This is a genomic window from Albidovulum sp., from assembly GCF_049646345.1.
Lineage (GTDB): Bacteria > Pseudomonadota > Alphaproteobacteria > Rhodobacterales > Rhodobacteraceae > Albidovulum.
Map to the genome: position 1 here is coordinate 1 of NZ_JBARVQ010000086.1, position 5,518 is coordinate 5,518.

Annotated in this window: 7 protein-coding genes; 5 read left to right on the forward strand and 2 right to left on the reverse strand. The window is 61.9% G+C overall.

The annotated features are described in order from the left end of the window. Positions 1-94: 94 nt before the first annotated feature. Positions 95-580, reverse strand: a complete 486-nt coding sequence (locus WBB85_RS02175) for a flagellar basal body-associated FliL family protein (protein WP_432636982.1) — start codon at positions 578-580, stop codon at positions 95-97. Positions 581-658: 78 nt separating this feature from the next. Here WBB85_RS02175 and fliF point away from each other — a divergent pair, with 78 nt between their 5' ends. The 5 genes from fliF (at position 659) to WBB85_RS02200 (ending at position 4,825) form a co-directional block, all read left to right on the forward strand. Then, positions 659-2,284 carry a flagellar basal-body MS-ring/collar protein FliF gene (fliF, locus tag WBB85_RS02180; RefSeq protein WP_432636983.1) on the forward strand — a complete coding sequence of 542 codons (1,626 nt, stop codon included), beginning with the start codon at positions 659-661 and terminating at the stop codon, positions 2,282-2,284. Then, positions 2,284-2,883 carry a flagellar biosynthesis protein gene (locus WBB85_RS02185; protein ID WP_432636984.1) on the forward strand — a complete coding sequence of 200 codons (600 nt, stop codon included), beginning with the start codon at positions 2,284-2,286 and terminating at the stop codon, positions 2,881-2,883. The genes fliF and WBB85_RS02185 overlap by 1 nt, the downstream gene beginning before the upstream one ends. Positions 2,884-2,893: 10 nt before the next feature. After that, a complete protein-coding gene (locus WBB85_RS02190; RefSeq protein ID WP_432636988.1) occupies positions 2,894-3,160 on the forward strand; it encodes a FliM/FliN family flagellar motor switch protein in 267 nt (88 codons plus the stop codon). A gap of 3 nt (positions 3,161-3,163) precedes the next feature. Beyond that, on the forward strand, positions 3,164-3,889 hold the full coding sequence (fliP, locus tag WBB85_RS02195; protein ID WP_432636985.1) for a flagellar type III secretion system pore protein FliP: 726 nt from the start codon (positions 3,164-3,166) through the stop codon (positions 3,887-3,889). A gap of 162 nt (positions 3,890-4,051) precedes the next feature. Beyond that, positions 4,052-4,825 carry an ion transporter gene (locus tag WBB85_RS02200; protein WP_432636986.1) on the forward strand — a complete coding sequence of 258 codons (774 nt, stop codon included), beginning with the start codon at positions 4,052-4,054 and terminating at the stop codon, positions 4,823-4,825. A 6-nt stretch (positions 4,826-4,831) separates the two neighbouring features. Here WBB85_RS02200 and WBB85_RS02205 read toward each other — a convergent pair. Continuing rightward, positions 4,832-5,518: transketolase C-terminal domain-containing protein (locus tag WBB85_RS02205; protein ID WP_432636987.1), on the reverse strand; the 687-nt coding region annotated here is incomplete at its 5' end.

The following is a 5,518-nucleotide window of genomic DNA, read 5'->3' on the forward strand; positions in this document are numbered from 1 at the left end:
CCTTCAGCCGTCGCGACAGGACCAGACAATACAGCCCGGCCCCGATCGCACCGGCCCCTAAAAGAATGTCGGCAATGAGTTCCATCAATGCCCCCTAGTTGATCACGAATTCGGTCACGAGCAGATCGCGCACCCGACCGTCGCCGGCGACCATCTGCACCCGCCGCAACATCTGGGCACGCAGGCGCACCAGTGCGGTCGGGTCCTCAAGTTCACGCACCTCGACCGCGCGCAGATAGCCGTTCAGCACATCAAGGACGCGCGGCAAGATCAGCAGCATGTCCGGCTCATAGGCCTTGGCGACTTCCAGTTGGGCCGTGAAATGCAGGTAGCGCCCCGATTGTTCGGTGCCGAGCGACACGACCATCGGTGAGATTGGCACGAAGGCGATGTCGGGCAATGCCTCCACATGCACCTCGTCTTCGGCATGCTCTTCGCCACCTTGGCCCAGCACCATCCCTGAATAAACGGCAAAGAACCCGCCACCGCCGAGCGCGAGCATCAGAACCAGCCCGATGATCAACGGCAGTTTCGATTTCTTTTGAGGGACTTCCTCGGTTTCTGATTCGGCGTCCGACATGGGCTTTCCAGGGCTTTGACTGCCCATTCGGTATAGCCCGGGGGAAACTAACCGATTGTTAAGCGCAATCGGTGAAGCATGCGAAGGACGACGGGGAGAAGCCCTGTAAGGAGAATTCGTGTGCGAGAACTGGCAACCGTCTGGCAGAACCTTGATCCCCGCAGACGCGTGATTGCGGCTCTTGCCACCGTGGCGATGTTCGCGGCGGTTCTGGCGCTGACCAATCTTGCGACCAAGCCGGGGCTGTCGCTGCTTTATGCCGGTCTTGACGGCGATCGATCAGGCGAAGTGCTGGCGGCACTTGATCAGCGCGCCGCTGTCTATGAGGTGCGGGGCACCGCGATTTATGTCGAGGCGACGCGGCGCGACGAATTGCGCATGACGCTCGCGGCCGAAGGTCTGCCCGCCAATAGTGGCACTGGTTACGAGCTTCTCGATTCGCTGTCGGGCTTTGGAACGACATCACAGATGTTCGACGCAGCCTATCTGCGCGCCAAGGAAGGTGAGCTGTCGCGGACGATCTCGGCCCTGCCACAGGTACGGTCCGCGCGCGTTCATATCGCCGATACCCGCGCGCAGGGCCTGCGCAATCGTGCCCGCCCGACGGCCTCGGTCGCGGTGAACACGGCAGCGGGCGGGCTGACCCCTTCTCACGCCAAGGCGCTGAAATACCTCGTGTCTTCGGCCGTTGCAGGCATGTCACCCGACGATGTGTCGGTCATAGACGGCGAAGGTGGCCTGGTGATGGCCGGGGATGAGATCACAGGTCCGGCGGGCGAGGACCGGGCCGAGGCGTTGCGCCGCAATGTCGAACGCCTGCTTGAGGCGCGTGTCGGCTATGGCAACGCGATTGTCGAGGTCGCGGTCGAAACGGTGACCGAGCGGGAGGCGATTACCGAACGCCGCTTTGACCCCGAAAGCCGGGTGGCGATTTCCACCGATACCGAGGAACGCACGACCTCGGCCTCTGACAACGGTTCAAGTGCTGTGACGGTGGCATCGAACCTGCCTGCGGGCGATGCGGGCGGCTCGGACGGATCGTCGCAAAGCCAGAACAGCGAAACCCGCGAACGGACAAATTTTGAAGTGTCGGAGACGACGCGCGAATTGGTGAAAACACCCGGGGCGATCAAAAGACTGACAGTTGCGGTGCTGGTCGATGGCGTCGCGTCAGTCGACGCCGCAGGCGGGACCGTGACCGAACCGCGCAGCGATGAGGAACTGGCCGCCCTGCAAGAGCTTGTGGCCGCAGCGGTAGGCTTCGATGCCGAACGCGGCGATGTCATCACACTGAAATCCATGAGTTTCGAACCGGTCGTTCCGGCCGAGGCCGCGCCGGGCGGGTCGCTCATGGCCGGGCTTGATGTCATGAGCATCGTGCAGCTTGCGGTGCTGGCGCTGGTCAGTCTGGCGCTTGGCCTGTTCGTGGTTCGTCCGATCCTGACCTCGCGCGCGACCCGGCCGCCTGAACTCGCACCCCCGGCGGCGCGGGGACTGCCCGCCGCCGAGACGGAGGCGCTCAGCGGTGAAATTGATGATGGCGACTATGTGCCGGGCGCCTTGTCGGTCGTGTCCCGCGGGGAGGGGGGCGATGGCGATGCCGATCCGGTCGCCCGGCTGCGCAAGATGATCTCGGAACGGCAGGATGAAACGGTCGAGATTCTGCGTGGCTGGATGGAAGACAGTGAAGAGGAGCGTGCCTGATGCCACGCCGGGTTCAGCTTGAGGTCTTTGAACTGACCGACATGACGGACGAACGGGTCGAGCTTGGCCAGGCAGAACTCGAGGAATGCAGGCTTGCCGCCTATGAGCAGGGCTACACCGCAGGGTGGGACGACGCCGTTGCGGCTCAGGACGGCGAGGTTTCACGACTTCGCGCCGAGCTTGGCCGCAATCTTGAGGATATGTCCTTCACCTATCACGAGGCGCACAGCCACGTCCTTCGAACGCTCGAACCGCTTCTCAATGACATGGTGAGTAAAATCCTTCCGGCCATCGCGCGTGAAGCTCTGGCACCGCTCGTTCTGGAGCATTTGCAACCGGTCGCGAAGGACCTTGCCGATCAGCCGGTGTCACTTGTGGCCAATCCGGCCAACCGCGAACTTCTGGAGCGGCTGGTGGTCGCTGATGCGCCGTTCCCTCTGATCTTCGAAGAGGAAGCATCGCTGGGTGACGGCCAAGTCTATCTGAAATTCGGCGCGGATGAGACGCGGATCGATCTCGACGGTGTGATCGAGGCGATTTCTGGCGCTGTTTCCGGCTTCTTCCGGATCGAGAAACATGAGGAGAGACGCCATGGATGACGGTGAAAAGATGACGATCGCCGAAGGCAATCCGTTCACCCAGGTGCCGATCGAAATCACGATTTCCGTCGGCCGGGCGCGCCCGCTTCTGCGTGAACTATTGCGGTTGAAGCGTGATGCGGTCCTGCCTTTGGACAAGAAGGTCGACGATCTGGTGGAGCTTTATGTCGGCGACCGGCTGATCGCGCGTGGAGAGTTGACCGAGCTTGATGGCGAACAGGCCGGTCAGCTTGCCGTGCGTCTGACCGAGGTGGCCGATCTTCAGAACGGTCTCTGAGCGATGAAGCGGATCGCGCTCGCAGCCCTTGGCGGCCTGATCCTGTTGTCGGTGCCCGCGTCAGCGCAGGATCTGACGTTAAGCATGGGCGACCAGACCCTGACCGGCCAGTCGCTTCTTCTGATCGCGCTGGTGACGGTACTCAGCCTCGCGCCCGGACTGGCGGTCATGGTGACCTGCTTTCCCTTCATCGTGACCGTGCTGTCGATTCTCAGGCAGGCGATAGGGCTCCAGCAATCGCCGCCCAATATGCTCATTGTCTCGCTCGCGCTTTTTCTGACCTGGTTCATCATGGAGCCGGTTTTCAACGAAGCCTGGAGTGTCGGGGTCCAGCCGCTGATCGCGGGAAACATTGATCTGACGACGGCCTTTGATCGCGGCATTACCCCTTTTCGAGCGTTCATGTCGGCTCGGATCGAGGCCGATACATTCCTGTCGCTGGCGTCCCTCAGGCCTGAAACCGCGACACTGGCCGATGCAGGGGATGCCCCTTTGTCGCTTCTGGTCCCTTCTTTCATGCTGTCAGAAGTCGCGCGGGCCTTTGAGATAGGTTTCCTGATCTACCTTCCCTTTCTCATCATCGATCTTGTCGTTTCAGCCGTGCTGATGTCGATGGGCATGATGATGGTGCCGCCGGCGGTCGTGGCATTACCCTTCAAGCTGGCCTTTTTTGTCGTCGCGGATGGCTGGTCGCTTATCTCAGGCGCACTGGTGCGCAGTTATTTCTAAAAACATCTGCGCGGAATCCGGCATCGTATGGCGGGAATCGTTGCAACAGCAGGTTCCGGCGCCATCGTGCGGCCCATCCGTGTGTTCGTGTGTTTCGTGACAGCCTTGCCGGGGGCGGTCCTGCGATCCATATGAAGGCGCAACAAGAGCAAGGGTGCCAGAATGTTTCTCCGCGAAAGAGTTTCCGCTTTTCTCGAACGTCCGATGGTTCGGTACGGCATCATCGGCGTGATCCTGTTCAATGCCGCGATCCTCGGGTTGGAGACGTCCGACGCGGCAATGGCGACGGCTGGCAGGCTTTTGCTTCTGCTCGACAGTCTCTGCCTAACAATCTTCGTGGCCGAGATTGCAGCGAAACTCTATGCGCGGCGTCTGACCTTTTTCCACGATGGCTGGAACCTGTTCGATTTTGCCATTATCGCGGTGGCGCTTGTCCCGGCCGGGCAGGGTTTCGCAGTTCTGCGGGTGCTTCGCATTCTCCGCATCCTGCGGGTGATCTCGGTCACGCCCCGGCTCAGGCGGGTGGTCGAGGGGTTTATCACCGCCCTGCCGGGAATGGCATCGGTCTTTCTTCTGATGGGGATCGTGTTTTACGCGGCCTCGGTCATGGCGACGAAGCTGTTCGGCGCCAGCTTTCCCGACTGGTTCGGTACCCTGGGCCGGTCGGGTTATTCGCTGTTTCAGATCATGACGCTGGAAAGCTGGTCGATGGGCATCGTGCGCCCGGTGATGGAGGTCTATCCCTACGCGTGGGCGTTCTTCGTGCCCTTCATCCTGATCACCACCTTCGCGGTTGTGAACCTGCTGGTGGGCCTGATCGTCAATTCGATGCAGGCCGCCCATAGCGAAGAGGAAGTCGCGATAACCGACGCCTATCGGGATGAAGTGCTGATGCGGCTGAAGGCGATTGAGACGCGGCTGGAGGAGCGGGGCTGACGCCGGTCAGGCGCGTTTGCTGGCAACGCTGGCGACGCCGAGTACCTCAAGCACCTTCGCCTCGATATGGGCGGCATCCATACCAGCACTGGCATACATATCCTCAGGGCTCGACTGGTCGATGAACGTGTCGGGCAGAACCATGGAGCGGAATTTCAGGCCGCGGTCGAAGATGCCTTCATCGGCCAGAAGCTGTGCCACATGAGAGCCGAAGCCGCCGATGGCGCCTTCCTCAATGGTGATCAGCGCCTCGTGTTCCGCGACCAGTTTCAGAATTAGGTCGCGGTCGAGCGGTTTGGCAAAGCGGGCATCGGCCACCGTAGGGGCAAGGCCGCGCGCCTCAAGGCTTTCGCGGGCCTTCAGCACTTCGGCGAGCCTGGTGCCGAATGACAGGATCGCAACGCGGCCACCTGTCGCGATGATGCGGCCCTTGCCGATTTCCAAGGGTGCGCCGCGCTCCGGCATGTCGACGCCCACGCCTTCGCCGCGCGGAAAGCGGAAGGCCGAGGGGCGGTCGTCGATGGAGGCGGCGGTGGCGACCATATGGACAAGCTCTGCCTCATCGGCAGCGGCCATGACCACCATGCCGGGCAGGTTGGCGAGATAAGCGATGTCAAAGGCCCCGGCATGGGTGGCGCCATCCGCCCCGACAAGCCCGGCGCGGTCGATGGCGAAACGCACCGGCAACCGCTG